At 69.6% G+C, this 17,349-nt stretch carries 18 protein-coding genes; 5 read left to right on the top strand and 13 right to left on the bottom strand.

Features of this window, described 5'->3' with window-relative positions; translation table 11 throughout:
* From VMD50_RS14545 to mmsB, 3 genes are all read left to right on the top strand, one after another.
* A partial coding sequence (locus VMD50_RS14545; protein ID WP_325428447.1) for a CoA-acylating methylmalonate-semialdehyde dehydrogenase occupies positions 1–1,465 on the top strand: 1,465 nt, incomplete at its 5' end.
* Between the two features lie 4 nt (positions 1,466–1,469).
* Entirely contained in the window at positions 1,470–2,630 is a 1,161-nt protein-coding gene (locus VMD50_RS14550; RefSeq protein ID WP_325428448.1) for an isobutyryl-CoA dehydrogenase, read from the top strand.
* Between the two features lie 9 nt (positions 2,631–2,639).
* Positions 2,640–3,521: a 3-hydroxyisobutyrate dehydrogenase gene (gene mmsB, locus VMD50_RS14555; RefSeq protein ID WP_325428449.1), complete on the top strand. Its 882-nt coding sequence runs from the start codon at positions 2,640–2,642 to the stop codon at positions 3,519–3,521.
* A gap of 9 nt (positions 3,522–3,530) precedes the next feature.
* Here the strand turns inward: mmsB and VMD50_RS14560 are convergent, their stop codons facing one another.
* From VMD50_RS14560 to secY, 11 genes are read right to left on the bottom strand one after another with little or no spacing between them, the layout of a single operon-like run.
* Positions 3,531–4,079 carry a TIGR03086 family metal-binding protein gene (locus VMD50_RS14560; RefSeq protein ID WP_325428450.1) on the bottom strand — a complete coding sequence of 183 codons (549 nt, stop codon included), beginning with the start codon at positions 4,077–4,079 and terminating at the stop codon, positions 3,531–3,533.
* A gap of 23 nt (positions 4,080–4,102) precedes the next feature.
* Positions 4,103–4,618: a MarR family winged helix-turn-helix transcriptional regulator gene (locus tag VMD50_RS14565; RefSeq protein ID WP_325428451.1), complete on the bottom strand. Its 516-nt coding sequence runs from the start codon at positions 4,616–4,618 to the stop codon at positions 4,103–4,105.
* An 11-nt stretch (positions 4,619–4,629) separates the two neighbouring features.
* Positions 4,630–5,682 (bottom strand): aminotransferase class I/II-fold pyridoxal phosphate-dependent enzyme, encoded by a 1,053-nt coding sequence (locus VMD50_RS14570; RefSeq protein WP_325428452.1) that lies wholly within the window; start codon positions 5,680–5,682, stop codon positions 4,630–4,632.
* Complete coding sequence (locus VMD50_RS14575; protein ID WP_325428453.1) at positions 5,682–6,701, bottom strand: 3-oxoacyl-ACP synthase III family protein; 1,020 nt, start codon at positions 6,699–6,701, stop codon at positions 5,682–5,684. The genes VMD50_RS14570 and VMD50_RS14575 overlap by 1 nt, the downstream gene beginning before the upstream one ends.
* A gap of 3 nt (positions 6,702–6,704) precedes the next feature.
* Entirely contained in the window at positions 6,705–7,352 is a 648-nt protein-coding gene (locus VMD50_RS14580) for an SRPBCC family protein (RefSeq protein ID WP_325428454.1), read from the bottom strand.
* A complete protein-coding gene (locus tag VMD50_RS14585; RefSeq protein ID WP_325428455.1) occupies positions 7,333–9,045 on the bottom strand; it encodes a thiamine pyrophosphate-binding protein in 1,713 nt (570 codons plus the stop codon). Before VMD50_RS14585 ends, VMD50_RS14580 begins: the two co-directional genes overlap by 20 nt.
* Positions 9,046–9,094: 49 nt before the next feature.
* A complete protein-coding gene (locus VMD50_RS14590) occupies positions 9,095–9,859 on the bottom strand; it encodes an anti-sigma factor family protein (RefSeq protein WP_325428456.1) in 765 nt (254 codons plus the stop codon).
* 47 nt (positions 9,860–9,906) lie between these two features.
* Complete coding sequence (locus VMD50_RS14595; RefSeq protein WP_325428457.1) at positions 9,907–10,452, bottom strand: sigma-70 family RNA polymerase sigma factor; 546 nt, start codon at positions 10,450–10,452, stop codon at positions 9,907–9,909.
* 44 nt (positions 10,453–10,496) lie between these two features.
* Positions 10,497–11,297, bottom strand: a complete 801-nt coding sequence (gene map / locus VMD50_RS14600; RefSeq protein WP_325428458.1) for a type I methionyl aminopeptidase — start codon at positions 11,295–11,297, stop codon at positions 10,497–10,499.
* A gap of 2 nt (positions 11,298–11,299) precedes the next feature.
* The gene (locus tag VMD50_RS14605) at positions 11,300–11,845 is read right to left on the bottom strand and encodes an adenylate kinase (protein WP_325428459.1); all 546 of its coding nucleotides are present in this window, start codon (positions 11,843–11,845) and stop codon (positions 11,300–11,302) included.
* Positions 11,842–13,167 carry a preprotein translocase subunit SecY gene (secY, locus tag VMD50_RS14610; protein WP_325428460.1) on the bottom strand — a complete coding sequence of 442 codons (1,326 nt, stop codon included), beginning with the start codon at positions 13,165–13,167 and terminating at the stop codon, positions 11,842–11,844. Before secY ends, VMD50_RS14605 begins: the two co-directional genes overlap by 4 nt.
* Positions 13,168–13,453: 286 nt before the next feature.
* Between secY and VMD50_RS14615 the strand changes: the two genes are divergently transcribed.
* On the top strand, positions 13,454–14,359 hold the full coding sequence (locus VMD50_RS14615) for a class I SAM-dependent methyltransferase (protein WP_325428461.1): 906 nt from the start codon (positions 13,454–13,456) through the stop codon (positions 14,357–14,359).
* Positions 14,360–14,367: 8 nt separating this feature from the next.
* Positions 14,368–15,297 carry a class I SAM-dependent methyltransferase gene (locus tag VMD50_RS14620; RefSeq protein WP_325428462.1) on the top strand — a complete coding sequence of 310 codons (930 nt, stop codon included), beginning with the start codon at positions 14,368–14,370 and terminating at the stop codon, positions 15,295–15,297.
* Here VMD50_RS14620 and VMD50_RS14625 read toward each other — a convergent pair.
* Together VMD50_RS14625 and VMD50_RS14630 are read right to left on the bottom strand one after the other, a co-directional pair.
* The gene (locus VMD50_RS14625; RefSeq protein WP_325428463.1) at positions 15,294–15,959 is read right to left on the bottom strand and encodes a GNAT family N-acetyltransferase; all 666 of its coding nucleotides are present in this window, start codon (positions 15,957–15,959) and stop codon (positions 15,294–15,296) included. The genes VMD50_RS14620 and VMD50_RS14625 overlap by 4 nt on opposite strands.
* Before the next feature lie 9 nt (positions 15,960–15,968).
* On the bottom strand, positions 15,969–17,339 hold the full coding sequence (locus VMD50_RS14630; RefSeq protein ID WP_325428464.1) for a xylulokinase: 1,371 nt from the start codon (positions 17,337–17,339) through the stop codon (positions 15,969–15,971).
* Between the last annotated feature and the right edge of the window lie 10 nt (positions 17,340–17,349).

The raw sequence follows: 17,349 nt of genomic DNA on the forward strand, positions 1-17,349 counted from the left end.
CCGCACCGCCGACGTCTTCAACCCCAGCACCGGCGAGGTGCAGGCCACGGTGCCGATGGCCGGCAAGGCCGACGTCGACGCGGCGGTGGCCTCGGCCGTCGAGGCCCAAAAGGGTTGGGCGGCATGGAATCCGCAGCGCCGGGCCCGGGTCATGATGCGCTTCATCGAACTGGTCAACAAGAACAGCGACGAGCTGGCCGAGTTGCTGTCCCTCGAGCACGGCAAGCCGGTGGCCGACTCACGCGGCGACATCCAGCGCGGCATCGAGGTGATCGAGTTCTGCATCGGGATTCCGCACCTGCTCAAGGGCGAGTACAGCGAGGGCGCCGGTCCGGGCATCGACATCTACTCGATGCGCCAGCCGCTGGGGGTGGTCGCCGGCATCACCCCATTCAACTTCCCCGCGATGATCCCGCTGTGGAAGGCCGGACCGGCGCTGGCGTGCGGGAACGCGTTCATCCTCAAGCCCAGCGAGCGCGACCCGTCGGTCCCGGTGCGGCTGGCCGAGCTGTTCATCGAGGCCGGCCTGCCGCCGGGCCTGTTCCAGGTCGTGCACGGCGACAAGGAGGCCGTCGACGCCATCCTGCATCACCCCGACATCAAGGCCGTGGGTTTCGTCGGCAGCTCCGACATCGCGCAGTACATCTACTCAACGGCCGCGGCGACCGGCAAGCGGTCGCAATGTTTCGGCGGCGCCAAGAACCATATGATCGTGATGCCCGACGCCGATCTCGACCAGGCCGTCGACGCCCTGATCGGGGCCGGATACGGGAGCGCCGGCGAACGCTGCATGGCGATCAGCGTCGCGGTGCCCGTCGGCGAGCAGACCGCGGAACGGTTGCGCGCCAGGCTGATCGAGCGGATCAACAACCTGCGTGTCGGGCACTGCCTGGATCCCAAGGCCGACTACGGCCCACTGGTCACCGAGGCCGCCTTGGCCCGGGTGCGCGACTACATCGGCCAGGGTGTGGACGCGGGCGCCGAAATAGTGGTCGACGGCCGCGAGCGCACCAGCGACGACCTCGCGTACGGCGACGCCAACCTGGAGGGCGGATTCTTCATGGGACCGACCCTCTTCGACCGCGTCACCCCGGACATGTCGATCTACACCGACGAGATCTTCGGGCCGGTGCTGTGCATCGTGCGCGCCCACGATTACGAGGAGGCGCTGCGCCTGCCCTCGGAGCACGAGTACGGCAACGGCGTGGCGATATTTACCCGCGACGGCGACACCGCCCGCGATTTCGTCTCGCGGGTGCAGGTGGGCATGGTCGGCGTCAACTTTCCGATCCCGGTCCCGTTGGCCTACCACACCTTCGGCGGCTGGAAGCGCTCCGGCTTCGGCGACCTCAACCAGCACGGTCCGGCGGCGATCCAGTTCTACACCAAGGTCAAGACCGTCACGTCGCGCTGGCCGTCGGGCATCAAGGACGGCGCCGAATTCGTCATTCCCACAATGGATTAGCGCCGTGTTCACCCTGAACGACGACGAGCGGGTCATCATCGAGACGGCGGCCGCGTTCGCCGCCAAACGAATCGCCCCGCACGCGCTGGAATGGGATGCGGCCAAGCACTTTCCGACCGACGTGCTGCGCGAGTCCGCCGAGCTGGGCATGGCCGCCATCTACTGCCGCGAGGACGCCGGCGGCAGCGGGCTGCGCCGGCTCGACGGGGTCCGCATCTTCGAGCAGCTGGCCATCGCCGACCCGGTCACCGCGGCGTTCCTGTCCATCCACAACATGTGCGCGTGGATGATCGACAGCTTCGGCACCGACGAACAACGCAAGTTCTGGGTTCCGCGGTTGGCCTCGATGGATGTCATCGCCAGCTACTGCCTCACCGAGCCGGGCGCCGGCTCGGACGCCGGCGCGCTGAGCACCCGGGCCGTCAAGCAGGGTGGCGACTACGTGCTCGACGGCGTCAAGCAGTTCATCTCCGGCGCCGGGGCCTCCGACGTCTACGTGGTGATGGCCAGGACCGGCGGCGAGGGGCCGCGCGGCATCTCCGCGTTCGTCGTCGAAAAGGGCACGGAGGGCCTGGGTTTCGGGGCGCTCGAGGAGAAGATGGGCTGGCACGCCCAACCCACCGCGCAGGTGATCTTCGACGGCGTGCGGGTGCCCGCCGACGCCATGCTGGGCGGCGCCGACGGCGAGGGCGCCGGCTTCGGCATCGCGATGAACGGCCTCAACGGCGGCCGGCTCAACATCGCGGCGTGCTCGCTCGGCGGCGCGCAGTCCGCCTTCGACAAGGCGGGCGCCTACGTGCGCGAGCGGCAGGCCTTCGGCTCTCCCCTGCTCGACGAGCCGACCATCCGGTTCGCCCTGGCCGACATGGCCACCGGGCTCGAAACCTCGCGGATGATGTTGTGGCGCGCCGCGAATGCGCTGGACGCCGAGGACCCCGACAAGGTCGAGCTGTGCGCGATGGCCAAGCGCTACGTCACCGACACCTGCTTCGAGGTCGCGGACAAGGCGCTGCAACTGCACGGCGGCTACGGCTACCTGCGCGAGTATGGTCTGGAAAAGATCGTCCGCGACCTGCGGGTGCATCGAATCCTGGAAGGTACCAACGAAATCATGCGGGTGGTCATCGGCCGGGCCGAGGCCGGCCGCGTGCGGGCGAGCGCCTAGGAGGCTCAGTTGACGTCAATCGCGTTCCTGGGGTTGGGCAACATGGGCGGGCCCATGTCGGCCAATCTGGTTGCCGCCGGCCACGCGGTGCGCGGGTACGACCCGGTGCCCGCGGCGGCAGCCGCCGCGACCGCCGGCGGCGTCACGGTGTTCGACAGCGCCGCCGACACGGTGGCCGAGGCCGACGTCGTCATCACCATGCTGCCCAACGGCGACATCGTCAAACGCTGCTACGCCGAGGTACTGCCCGCCGCCGCAGAAGGCGCGCTGTTCATCGACAGCTCGACGATCTCGGTCAACGATGCCCGCGAGGTGCACGAGCTTGCCCAGCAGCACGGGGTCGCACAGCTCGACGCTCCGGTTTCGGGCGGCGTGAAGGGCGCCGTCGCCGGGACGCTCGCGTTCATGGTGGGCGGCGACGAGTCGGCGCTGCAGCGGGCCCGGCCGGTGCTGGAACCCATGGCGGGCAAGGTCATTCACTGCGGCGCCGCCGGGGCGGGCCAAGCCGCCAAGGTGTGCAACAACATGGTCCTCGCGGTGCAGCAGATCGCGGTCGGCGAGGCGTTCGTGCTCGCCGAAAAGCTGGGGCTGTCGGCGCAGTCCCTGTTCGACGTCATCACCGGCGCGACCGGGAATTGCTGGGCAGTGCACACCAACTGCCCGGTCCCCGGCCCGGTTCCGACGTCACCGGCCAACAACGACTTCAGGCCGGGCTTCGCGACCGCGCTGATGAACAAGGACCTCGGCCTGGCGATGGACGCGGTGACCTCCACCGGTTCGGCGGCGCCGCTGGGCACCCACGCCGCGGAGATCTATGCGAAATTCGCCGCCGACCACCCGGATAAGGACTTCAGCGCGGTGATCGAGGCGCTGCGCTCCGGCTCGGCCTGAACGCTTGCGTCACTGCACCTTTCGCCCGAGGAACGCCGCCAGCTGATCGGCGGGCGCCCGTTCGGGCGAGCACGACTGCTCGTGACCGAACGGTCGGCCCGGGCCGCGGAATTCGTTCCTGACAAACGCACGCACGGCGGCCAGCTGCTCGGCCGCCAACTCCGGATCGAGGTCGGTGGACTGGTTGGTGGCAAAGGCGAGATCCCATGCATGGGTCAGCACGTCGGAGGTCCGCATCCCGACGAAGACCTGCCCGGGGACTTCGCCGAACGGCAGCTTGTACATGCCGGTCATCCCCTCCGGTCCCGCGAAGACGTTCTGGGCGGCCAGCGCGGAGGCCCGGTGCGCGGCGACGGCGTCCCCGGGCCGGGCCTGCGGCTGCGTGGGGTTGGCCGCCCACAACCCGACGCGTTCGTTGCCGCCGATGACGTGCTCGATCAGGTCCCCGATCGTCCACTCCGAGCAGGGCGTCGGGGCGCCGAGCTCATCGGGGTGCACGCGGGACAGGACGCCGGCGAACGCCTCCTGCGCGCGCTGATGCGCAACTAATGGGTCCACTGGAGTACCGCCTTTCTCTCGTGTCAGTCTGAGAAGTCACCCGCGTTGCGCCGCAAGGTTTCGATGGACGACACCAGCGCTTCGGATTCGGCCGCCTGGATTCCGATATCGGCGAACACCCGCTCGTTGAGCGTGACGGTGGCGTCCTCGACGGTGGAACGTCCGAGATCGGTGATCTGCACCAGCGTCGTGCGCCCGTCGGTGGGGTGCGGCACCCGCTGGACCAGCCCGTCGGCCTCCAGCCGGCGGATGGCGTGGGTCACGCTGGTCACGTGCACCTGCAGGCGATCGGACGCCTTGGTGATCGGCAGCGCTCCGGTCCGGCTGAATGCCAGCAGCCGCAGCAACTCGAAGCGGGAGAAGCTCAAGTCGTAGGGCCGCAGCGCATTCTCGACGCGGGCCAGCAGGATTTGGTGCGCGCGCATCACCGAGGTGACCGCGACCATGCCCTGAGACACGTCGCCCCACCCGGCACGCTCCCAGTTGGCCCGTGCCGCGGCGATCGGATCGCGCTTGGAGCTTGATGGGGCCACGCCCATTCTTACCGCATCTACAACCCAGCCGTGGCCTTTCCTATCGCCGACACCACCGCCAGCGTCGACGCGCGGTTGCCGACGGTAATCCGCGCGCCGCCGTCCGCGTAGTGGCGGACGTGCAGGCCGCTGCCCGCGAACACCTCGTGCCACGGCCGAACCCGCCGACCCCTCGAAGGCAGGTACATGAAGTTCGCGTGGGCATCGGTGGTGTAGATGCCCAACGCGCTCAGCCGCATCCGCAGATAGCGACGCTCGGCGTTGATCGCCTGAATCCGTTGCAGCAGTTGGCCTTCCGCCTCATAGGAGGCCGCGACCGCGAGCAGGCCGGTGAGCGCAACGCCGAACGGCAACTGCTGGGACCACAGGGGGCCGGCCAGTTCCGGCGACGCCAGCCCGTAGCCGATCCGCAACCCCGCCAGTCCGTACGCCTTGGAAAAGGTCCGCACCACCACGACATTGGGAAAGCGCACGAGCAACCCCGGGATGTCGATCCGGTGCTCGGGCACGGCGAATTCGATGTACGCCTCGTCGAGTAGCACGACGGTGTCGCGCGGCACCCGGCGCAGGAACCGCACCACCTGGGCCGCGGGCTCCAGCGTGCCGGTCGGGTTGTGCGGGCGGCACACCACCACCACCCGCGCGGTGGCGGCGGCGTCGGCGAGCCCGTCGAGGTCGTGGTGGCCGTCCGCATCAAGCGGAACGGTCAGCGAATTCAGCCGGGCCATCCGCGCGATGATCGGATAACCGTCGAAGGTCGGCGAGGCCATCGCCACCGCGTCACCCGGCGCGGTCAGCGCCTGCAGGGCCTGCAACGCCACACCCGTCGCGCCGGCGCCCAGCACCACCTGCTCGGCGGGCACGCCGACGTGGCCGGCGATCACGCCGCGCAGCCGTTCGGGCAGGAACTCCGGATACCGGTTGACCGCGTAGATGGAGCGGATCAGCGCCGACCGCACCGCCGGCAGCGGCGGGAACGGGTTCTCGTTGAGCGACAAGGCAAGCGGATCGATCGCGGTGGGGAACGCGTCGTCGATCCCGGCGGCGAAGGGGCTGCGGACGGGTTGCATCAGTCGCGCCCGCCCCAGCGCACCGCCGCCGCGCCCGCGAAGTCGCCGGCGTGGGCGAAGGCCGCCATCATGACCACGTCACCGGGCTTCGCCTGACCGTCGGAGATCGCGTGATCGAGGTTGACCGGGATCCCGGCGCCGAACAGGTTGCCGCATTTGTCGAAGGTGTCGCGATGGCGTTCGGGGGGCAGCTCGAGCGCGTCGCGCCAATTGCGCAGAAACGCCCGGTTGGGCTGGTTGGTGACCAGGACGTCGACGTCCTTGGAAGACAGCCCGATTCGGTCACAAACCGCCAGCGCCACCTCGGGCACCTGCCGGTTGCCGCGGGCCAGCACCTTGGTGATCTTGCTTTCGGTGAAGCCGATGCTGCCCTCGCCGGGGCCGGCCTGCCACCACTTGCGGGGCGGGTCGTAGGACAGCGCCATCTCACCGGCGTATTCGCCGTAGGTGCGGCACTCGACGCCGAGGATGGGCGACCGGTCGGACAGCGTCACCAGGCCCACCGCCGCCCCGTCGCCGGGCACCGCCGACTGCGCCTTGCGGCGGATCGTCGGCTGGTCGAAGAACTGCCCCGCGGCGTTCTGCGCGACGGCGATCAGCGCGGTCTGACCCTCCCCCGATGACAGCAGTTTGCGGGCCACGTTGAGCGCCAACACGAACGCCGCGCATCCACCGTTGTTCAGGTCGAGCACCCACGAGGGCCGCATGCCCAGCCGGTGCGCGATGCCGCCCCCCTGGCCGTAGAACGCCATGTCCGGCACCTGGGTGTGGGTGATCAGCACGTCGGCGCCCTCGATGGCGTCGTGGCCGTGCCGCTCGATCAACCCCTGCGCCGCGCGCTCGATCATGTCGATCGAGCCCTCCTCGGGCGCGACGTGATGGCGGAACGCGGGGGCGCGAAACATGAGATTGTCACGCAGGTCGTCGGATTCGGCGAACTGCGCGTAGTAGTCGGCGCCGATCGGCTCGCCGGGCAGATACGTGGAGACGTCGATCAGGCTGACGCTCGGCTCATTCATAGTTCACCCCATCCATTTCGGCGTCACCGGCAGCCCGTTGCGGTGGCGGTACTCGGCGATGGCCTTGAGGTTCTTCAGCTCCAGCAGGTGGCCGGCGCCGAACATGTCCCAAAAGTCGCCGACCCACACCGGGCGCTGCGGCGGCGCGGTGTCCGGATACGGGTTGTGGTCGTAGAACGGGTGGTGGCAATTGGTCCACAGCACAACGGAACCCGGCTTGTCGAGGACGACCTGCGCGTCGACGACGCGCATCAGGTAGACCATCCACAGGTGCTTGCCCTGATCCCACGCGCAGTGGTAGTCGACGGTGCGGGCCCGCGCGTTGGCGATGGTCCGCGTGTAGATCTCGGTCTCCGAGCCGAGCCGGTCACGGGCCAGCCACAGGCCGGGCTCGTCGGTCGGGGTGAACCCGCGCAGGCTGTACGTCCACTCCTCGAGGCTGCGGGTGTCGGCCATGTACTCGTACAGCTCGTCGGGCGGACAGTCGACGTAGGCGTTGACGGTGCAGTACTCCCCGAAGACCTGGTCGTGCGGGTACACCGACCGCATCATGTCCATGATGATCGGGGTGGCCTTCTCCCGAGGGCTGGTCTCGATGCGGGTCACGCCGTCGAGGGGCGTGGGGATGTCCTCAAGCGCTGGCAGCGACATCGGTCCTGTCCTCCTTGATGGTCGGAATCAAAAACGGTGCGAACGGCGGGATCTCGTCGGCGGCGCATTCGACGCTGACGACGGCCGGGCCGTCGGTGGCCAGCGCCACGCGCACCGCGGAAGCCAGGCCGTCGAGGTCGGCCACGTCGACGGACCTCAGGCCCGGGAACATCGACGCCAGCCCCGCGCCCAACCGGCTGGACCGGAATCGGTTGTAGCTGTACTGATTTTCGTAGAACAGCTGCTCGCGGGTCACGCACATGGCGTGCGCGTTGTTGTTGAACACCACGAAGGTCACCGGCAGCCGGTACTGCACGGCGGTGTGCACCTCCATGCCGTGCATGAAGAACGCCCCGTCGCCCGCGATCACCACGGTGCGCCCGCGGGGCCGTCCGCTGTTGGCGCGCCCGAAGGCCATCCCGATGCCTGCGCCGAAGCTGTAGCCCATGCCGCCCATCCCGAGCGCGACCGCGAACCTGCCGTCCCGCCGCGCCGGTAGGTAGTGGATCGCCGCCGCGCCGGTGTTGCCCGCGTCGACGACGATGTCCGCGCCGTCGGGCACGCAGCCGTCCAGCACCGCCATCGCGTCCCGGTAGCGCACGCCCGGACGCGCGCACGGCGGCGGCGACAATTCGGTGCGCCGGACCACGTCGGGCACCCGCACCCATGCCGGTCGCCCCGGCCCCGACAGCGCCCGGGTCAGCATGCGCAGCGAGCCGCGCAGGTCGTCGGTGTGCACGTGCGTGCACGGAACGTACGGCGGCGCCGAGCCGATCGAGACCGTCCGCACGGCCGCCAGCGCGTCGTCGAGGCCGGTGCGCGCGGTGAGCGGCAGCCGGGTGCCGACCACCAGGCAGACGGCGCTGGCGGCCACGGCTTCGGCCACGCCCGGGTGGCCCATGACACCGGTCACCCCGAGCGCCGACGACGAGCCCAGACCCGGTGTGCCGGCGCCGTCCTTGGCGTCGGGCACGGTCGCCACCCGGGCGCGCAACACCGCACGCAGCGCTTCGAGCTCGTCGCGGGCGTCGTCGCGGGCCACCTGCTCGCCGACGATGATGGTGACGGGGCCCTTCGCGTCGCGCAGGATTGCGGCGAGCGGGTGGGGGCTGAAAACCCGCGCGACGGGCCGCAGATGCTGCGCGGTGTAGCCCGTGCGCTCGTCCAGGTAGCCCTGCTGAATGTCCTTGGGCAGCAACAGCACCGCCGGGCCGCCGGTGCGCGCCGCGGCGATCGCCCTGGACAGGGCCGGCGCGGCGCCGGCCGGGGTGAGCACCCGCTCGCATGACACCGACACCGCGGAGAACACCGCCCGCGCGTTCAGCGATCCGTTGTCGCCGCTGGTGTCCTGAAAGCTGCCCCGGCCGTCCATCGTGGTGGGCGTTTGGCCGACGAGGGCCAGCACCGGAACCCGGCTTGTCAGCGACTCCCCAAGGGCGGCAACGAGATTGAGCGCCCCGCCACCCGAGGTCGCCGCCACGCACCCCAGCCCGGCCCCGCTGCGGCTGTACCCGTCGGCCATGGCCGCCGCGGAAAACTCGTGCTTCGCCAGCACCGCGGTGACCTCGGATCGGAAGTGCGCGGCGTCGTACAGGTCTTCGATGTTGGCGCCGTCCACTCCGAAGATGTGGTCGACGCCCGCCGAGGCGAGTCGCTCGACGATGTGGTCGACCACCCGCTGCTTCCTGGGCATGCCTGTAACACGGCGCGCGGGTAACTTGAGTTCACCGCGCGCCGGGTTTTTACAGCGAGCGCTGCAGCAGAACCTGACCGCTATCCGCCGAAACCACCTGCACGGCGGCAATCTGGTCGACCGGCGTCGAGATGCTGCCCGCGGGCGTCGCCGTGTGGCCCGGTTCGGCCACCCACGTCGCGAGCCGGGTTTGGCTGCCGTCGCGACCGACCACGACCATCGCCAGCGTGTCGTGGTGCGCGTTCAGCGGGGCCAGGCAGACGCACTTCAGGTTGATCGACGTCCCCCAGTGCTGGCTGGACAGCTGCACCGTGGACGCCAGCAGGGTGGTACCGACCTGCGCCATGGGTTGCGAGGACGACGCCGCCTGCTGTGCGGGCGACGAGGTATACCCGTGCACACCGACCAGCACTCCGACCCCCAGCACCGCGGCCGCCGCGGACGAGGCGACCCAGGTCGCCACCCGGGTGCGGCGCCGGCGCCAGCGCACCGTCGCCAACAACGCCGGCAGCAGCTCCGGTGACATCTCGGGTGTCGCCGCGGCGCGGCCCGGTTCGTCCATCGCGGCCACTTCGGCGCGGTCGAGCTGCGACAGCAGGGCCGGCACGCCACTCAGGTCGGCGACGGCCTCCCGGCATGCCGGGCAGCCGGCCATGTGCGACTCGAATTCGCGGCGGTCGGAGGCAGACAACGACCCCAGCACGTATGCGGCATCCCACATCGCGTAACGGTGGTCATCCCCAGTAGTCAGGCCAAACACCTCGCTGTCACCGGGCGGGCCGATGCCTGTCAGCGGCGTCCTCATCTCGTCCATCTCCTGTCACCCATCAAGTATTTCGGAGCCGATGGCCATGCGGATGGTCATCGCGTGACTCCAAGTTCCTGCAGAGTGAGCCGCAACGCCCGCACGGCATAGTGTAGTCGCGACTTCACTGTTCCTTCGGCGATGTCGAGGTCGGCAGCAATCTGCGCGGTGGTCCAACCGCGGTAGTAGGACCGTTCGATCACGGCCCGGTGCTCGGCGGACAATTGCGTCATGGCCTCGGCGATCAGCAGCCGGTCGAGCGCCGCGTTCACCTCGTCGGGCGTCGACTGCTCGGGCGCTCCCGCTTCGTCCAGCGAACCGACCACGTTGCGGTACCTGGCGCTGCGCCGGTCGTCGATGATCATGTTGCGGGCGACGGTGAACAGCCACGCCCGCGCCGACCGCTCGGTGTCGCCGATGACCTCCGGATGCTGCCACGCCCGCAGCAGCGTCTCCTGGACGACGTCCTCGGCATGGCTGGCGTCCCCCGTCAACCGGAGCGCGTAGCGCCACAAAACCGCGGCGTGCTCGTCGTAGAGCGCCTTCATCAGAGCGGCTTCAGCAGCCCTGGACGTCCCCCAAGTGCCTGCCACACGAGCCACTCGATCACCTCCGACTACTGAAACGAGTCGAATGAGCGTTTAGTTCAGGCCAGGGTCAGGATGCGCGGCCCGCCGTCGGTGACCGCGACGGTGTGCTCCCAGTGCGCCGCGCGCGACCCGTCGGCGGTCGTGACGGTCCACGCGTCGTCGAGGACCAGCGTTTTGCCGGTTCCCAGCGTCAGCATCGGCTCGATGGCCAGCACCGAGCCCGGGGCCAGCAGCGGGCCCCGGCCCGGGGAGCCCTCGTTGGGCAGGAACGGGTCCATGTGCATGTGCCGGCCGATGCCGTGGCCGCCGTAGCCCTCAACGATCCCGAACGCGATGCCGTAGCGGGCCGCGGCGGCGCGCGTGCCCGTTTCGATGGCGTGCGCGACGTCGGTCAGGCGGTTGCCGGGGATCATGGCCGCGATGCCGGCCTGCAGCGATTCCCTGGTCGCATCGCACAGCGCCTCGTCGGCCGCGTCCAGCTTCCCGACCCCGAAGGTGATGGCGGCGTCGCCGTGCCAGCCGTCCAGCACCGCCCCGCAATCGATGGACACCAGGTCGCCGGGCGCCAGTATTTCCGCGGCGGACGGGATGCCGTGCACCACGCGGTCGTTGACCGACGCGCAGATCGACGCCGGGTAACCGTGATAACCCAGGAACGACGGCACCGCGCCGGCCTCGCGGATCACCGACTCGGCGATCTCGTCGAGGCTCAGGGTCGACGCCCCGGCGACCGCGGCCGCGTGGACTGCCTGCAGGGCGGAGGCCACCACGGCGCCGGCCGCGGCCATCGCGTCGAGTTCGGCGGGGCTGCGCTGCGGCACGACCCGGCGACCCCGCAGTCGCGCCAGCGCGCTCACGGCTACTTGCCCAGCGCTTGCAGCGCGCGGGCGAACACCTCGTCCATCGACCCGACCGCGTCGACCGTCTTCAGTTGGCCGCTGTAGTACTCCAGCAGCGGCGCGGTCTCGTCGCGGTAAACCTTCATCCGGTTGATGATGACGTCGTCGGTGTCGTCGGCGCGGCCGCGCGCCTTGAGCCGTTGCAGCAACTCGTCCTGCGAGACGCGGAACTCGACCACCGCGTCGATGTCGGTGCCGCGGCGTCCGAGCATCTCGTGCAGCGCCTTGGCCTGCTCGAGCGAGCGCGGGTAGCCGTCCAGGATGAAGCCGTTGGCGGTGTCCGGATCGTCCAGCCGGTCGTCGACGAGCTGGTTGGTCAAATCGGAGGGCACCAGGTCACCGGCGTCCAGGTAGCGCTTGGCCTCCAGGCCGAGTTTGGTCCCGTTCTCGATGTTGTCCCGGAACAGCTCCCCGGTGGAGATTTGCGGGATCCCCAGCTTCTCGGCGAGCTTTTGGGCCTGCGTACCCTTGCCCGCCCCGGGCGGTCCCAGCAAAACCACTCTCACTTGAGGAACCCTTCGTAGTTGCGCTGCATGAGCTGGCTCTCGATTTGTTTGACCGTATCCAAACCGACGCCAATCATGATCAAAACCGCAGTACCGCCGAACGGCAAATTCTGGACCGTTCCGGTATTGCCGATCTGCAGGAACAGGTTGGGCAGCACCGCGATCGCGCCCAGGTAGATCGAGCCCGGCAGCGTGATCCGGCTCAGCACATAACGCAGGTAGTCGGCGGTGGGCTTGCCCGGCCGAATGCCGGGGATGAACCCGCCGAACTTCTTCATCTCCTCGGCACGCTCGTCGGGGTTGAACGTCACCGACACGTAAAAGTAGGTGAAGAAGATGATCAGGCCGAAGTAGATGGCGATGTAGACCGGGTCGCTCGGGTCGGACAGGTAAGTGCCGACGAACTTGTCCCACCAGCTGTTGCCCACACCGCCGCTGCCGCTGCGGACGAGCTGGGTGATCAGGTGCGGGATGTAGATCAGCGACGACGCGAAGATGACCGGGATGACGCCGGCCTGGTTGACCTTCAGCGGCAGGTAGGTCGACGTTCCGCCGTACATGCGCCGGCCCACCATACGCTTGGCGTATTGCACGGGAATCCGGCGCTGGCCCTGTTCGACGAACACCACGCCGACGATGATGGCCAGCGCGGCGGCGCAGACAGCGGCGAAGATGACCCCGCCGCGACTGTCCAGGATGGTCTTGCCTTCGCTGGGGATGCGCGCCGCGATGCCGACGAAGATCAGCAGGGACATGCCGTTGCCGATGCCCCGCTCGGTGATCAGCTCGCCCATCCACATCACCAGCGCCGCGCCGGCCGTCATCACCAGCACGATGACGACCAGGGTGAAGATGCTCTGGTCGGCGATGATGTCCAGCGAGCAGCCCTGCAGCAGCCCGCCGTTGGCCGCCAGCGCCACGATGCTGGTGGCCTGCAGGATGGCCAGCGCGATGGCCAGATAGCGGGTGTACTGGGTCATCTTGGCCTGGCCGGACTGGCCTTCCTTGCGCAACTCCTCGAACCGCGGGATGACCACGGTCAGCAGCTGCACGATGATGCTGGCGGTGATGTAGGGCATCACCCCGACGGCAAAAACCGTGAGCTTGAGCAGCGCGCCGCCGGAGAACAGGTTGATCAGCGAATAGATCTGTCCCGCCTCGCCGCCGCTGGCCTCTTTGATGCACTGCTGCACGTTCGGGTAGTTCACACCCGGAGACGGCAAAGCGGCGCCGACCCGGTAGAGAAGGACGATGCCAAGCGTGAAGAGGATCTTCCGTCTCAGGTCGACTGTCCGCAACGATGAGATGAAAGCCGAAAGCACTCTTCCTCCTGCGTCCTGCGTCACGCGCCTAACACCCGCAGGCCAGGACGTACGGCTGCCATATCTACAAGCGCGTCAAACCGTGTACGAGACTAACAGCTGGGCGGGGCAGGTCCTGTCAACACCCTTTTCGACGGCCTTTTTACGGCCTTTTGACGGCCTTTTGACGGCTGGTGACGGCCTTTTGACGGCCTTTTGACGGCCTTGTGACGACACAGGAACCGGACAGCCGCGAGGCGTAGAGTTTTCGGAGGCTCATTGCATTTGCTAAGTAAGTAGGAGCAACATGACGCGAACCGATCAAGACACCTGGGATCTGGCCTCCAGCGTCGGCGCCACGGCCACGATGGTCGCCGCGGCCCGCGCGCTGGCCAGCGCCGAACCGAACGCGATCATCAGCGACCCGTTCGCGGCGCCGCTGGTGCGGGCGGTCGGCCTCGACTTCTTCATCCGCCTGGTCGACGGTGACGTGCTCCCGTCGGACGCGCCCGGCGGCGAACGGGACCTGCAGCTCGAGACCGACTCGATCGCGGTGCGCACCCGCTTCTTCGACGATTTCTTCCTCAACGCCGCCCGCGACGGCGTCACCCAATCGGTGATCCTGGCCGCCGGTCTGGACGCGCGCGCCTACCGGCTGGCCTGGCCGCCCGGCAGCGTGGTCTACGAGGTCGATCAGCCCAAGGTCGTCGAGTTCAAGAGCGCCGCCATGGCCAACCTGGGGGCCGAGTCGACCGCGGACCGGCGCACCGTCGCCGTCGACCTGCGGGAAGACTGGCCGGAAGCGTTGCGCCGCAGCGGTTTTGACCCGTCGCACCCGACTTCGTGGAGCGCCGAAGGCCTGTTGATGTACCTGCCGCCCGACGCGCAGGACCGGCTCTTCGACAACATCACCGGGCTCAGCGCGCCCGGCAGCAAGCTGGCCACCGAATACCACGGCGATTCGGGCCGCACCATGACCGAACGCGCGCGGCAATTCAACGAGCGGTGGGCCAATCTGGGGTGCGACATCGACCTGTCGGGGCTGTTCTTCGACGGCGAGCGCAGCAATGTCGTCGACTACCTGGGCGAGCGGGGCTGGCAGGTCACCACCCGGCCGCGCCGGGAGTTCTTCGCCGATTACGGGCGCGTCTTCCCGGACGACGAGGAATCGCAGCTCCGCAACATCATCGCCGTCACCGCGACGCTGCGCTAGGAGCGACGATGGCCGAGACCGACAGCAAGCGGTTCGATGGCGACAGCTGGGATCTGGCGTCCAGCGTGGGCGCCACCGCCACCGCGGTGGCCGCCCGCCGGGCGATGGCCGCCAAGGGCCCGGACCCGCTGATCGACGACCCGTTCGCCGAGCCACTGGTGAACGCCGTCGGCGTCGACGCCTTCATCCGGATGATGAACGGCGAAATCGACCTGGCCGACGACGATCCGGCCTTCACGCCCCGCCGGCTCAGCGAAGGCATGGCCGTGCGCACCCGGTTCTTCGACTCCTTCTTTCTCGAGGCGGCCGATGCCGGCCTCCGCCAGGCCGTCATCCTGGCCTCGGGGCTGGATACCCGCGCCTACCGGCTGCCCTGGCCGCCGGGAACGGCCGTCTACGAGATCGACCAGCCCAAGGTGATCGAGTTCAAGACCCGCACCCTGGCCGACCTCGGCGCGGCCCCGACCGCCGACCGCAAAGCGGTGGGCGTCGACCTGCGCGACGACTGGCCGGCGGCGTTGCGCGACAACGGGTTTGACACCGCCCGGCCCACGGCGTGGATCGCCGAGGGGCTGCTGGGCTACCTGCCGCCGGACGCGCAGGACCGCCTGTTCGACCACAGCACCGCGCTCAGCGCCACCGGCAGCAGGCTGGGCACCGGCTACGTGCCCGACATGCGCGACCGCATCGCAAAGCGGGGCCGCGAGATCAGCGAGCGCTGGAGGCGGCTGGGACTGAACCTCAACTGGGCCGAGCTGGTCTACCCCGGCGAGCGCAACGACGTGGTGGCCTACCTGGCCGACCGCGGCTGGGCGTCGACGGTGCGTGGCACGCCGGAGCTCTACGCCCAGAACGGTTTTGAGTTCCCCGACCAGCCGTCCATGGTCGCCTTCGGCGACATCAAGTACGTCACCGCGACGTTGACCGGCCGGGGCTAGGCGGGCCTGGCCGGCGGCGTCCGGACGACCAGCGGCACGGCGGGAAAGCACCACGCCATCTCCGACCGCGACTTGCGCAGCGCGGCGGTGCCGTAACCCTTCTTCCGGTGCTCGGGGTGGATCCAGATCCGCACGTTCACCTCGCCACCGACCAGCTCGCCGAACACCATCCCGACCTTTTCGCCCGAATCGACGGCCACGAACCAAGCCGCCTCCTCGTCCTCGACGCGCCCCAGCGCCGCCCGGATCTCGTCGTCGAGGTTGCCGGCCGGCCCGCCGGACCCGTCCCCGGCGGCGCCCATGTCCTCGGTGCGGGCGGCGAAGATGTCGCGGTCCTCCTCGGCGGAGAAGGGCCGCAGCTCGAGGGTCTCCCCCGAACTCGCCGGACGCTCGCCGAGCGTGAAGCTCAGCTGCTTGTTCAGGTCTTCCAGGTCGGCCTGGATTTTCTTGCGCGAATCCTTGGTGAGCAGATCGAAGGACATGCCCATCACCGCTTCGGCGCCTGTGCGCGACGTGTCGAGCAAGCTGACGATCGCCTGGACCGCGGCCGCCTTGTCCTCGGACTCCACTATGAGGTCGAGTACTTCATGCCGACGTTCGAGGGCTTTCAGCAGGGCGTCCGCGATCTCGCGGCGGGAGGCTTTGCGGTCCTGGTCAGTCATTACATCAGCCTAGAACGCCGCCGGAGGTATGGCGGCGCCAGATCTCCGGTTTCCCAGCTCCAGGAAGCGTTGGTAGCGGTCCGCGGTCGCCGCGGCCCAGGCGGGATCGGGATCGACGGCGCGCTCGATGCGGGCCCACCGCGCGGCGTCGGCAATCGAGGTCTCCAGGCCGGCGGCCATGCGACCCAGGAAGGCCGCGCCCAGCGCCGCCCCCTCGGCCACCGCGGACACCTCCACCGGACGCCCGGTGGCGTCGGCGATGGCCTGCATCCACGGCGCGACCCGGGTGCCGCCGCCCGCGGCCACGATGCGCGCCACCGGCGCCCCGCTCAGCTCGATGAGCTGACGGACTACAAAGCCCGACGCCTCATAGGCGGCCCGCCGCAGCGCGGCGGCGTCGTGGGTGAGGTCCAAGGCGTCGAGCACGGCCCGGCGATCGGGGTCGTGGAACGGCGTGCGCTCCCCGCGGATGTACGGCGACCAGACAGGCACCCGGCGCGGGTCGGCGGCCGCCGGGTCACCTTGTGCGACAACGCGATCCACCCAACCGAGGAACAGGCCGCCCGCGTTGCTGGCGCCGCCGATCTGGTTTTTGCCGGGGGTGGTGTGCGGGATGGTCCACAGGCCGGGCACCTGCCGGGCCTCGGCGATGGTGTTCCACACGATCAGGGTCGTGCCGCACAACACCAGCACGTCGCCGTCGTGGTCGGCGCCGGCCACGATCTGCTCGCACAGCGCGTCGATGGCGCCAATGCCCAGCACGGCCCCGGTGCCGGGGATCTGCCCGACTGCGGCCCCCATGCTCTCGACCCGCGGCATCTGGTCGGGCCGCGCGCCGCGTTCGGCGCACGCCGTGGGATCCCAGCCGGTCCCGTCGAACAGCGGGTACGCGGTGGCGGCGGTCGCGACGTCCATCACCGCCTCGCCCGCCAGGGCGTGGTTGGCCACCGCGGGCGCGGGCCAGTACCCGGCGGCGGCGGGCGCCTCGGCGGCCGTCCAGCGCAGGAACTCGGCCGCCTCACCCAGCGCCGGCAGCGGCTGCTCCCGTTCTCCCCGGGACCCCGGACCTCGTCCCCGCGCGTCGCCGTACAGCAGCCCCGGCGTGAGCGGCGTGCCCGCGGCGTCGACGGCGGTCAGCGACGGCACCATCGCCGCGACGGCCACCGCCCTCGCGTCGGGACAGTCCAGCTGCGCGAGGGCGGCCGCCGGCCCCCGCCGCCACGCCTCGTCGGCGTCGTGCTCGAGCCGATCGGGCGCCGGCACCCGCAGCTCGTGCGGGACGCGCGCCCGCGCGGTCACCCGGCCGTCGGCGTCGGCGGCCACCGCCTTGACGGCCGTGCTGCCGACGTCGATGCCGATTGTGACGTCATCACGTGACACGGGCGTCACC

This window comes from Mycobacterium sp. (assembly GCF_035506235.1).
In the GTDB taxonomy this organism is placed as follows: domain Bacteria; phylum Actinomycetota; class Actinomycetes; order Mycobacteriales; family Mycobacteriaceae; genus Mycobacterium.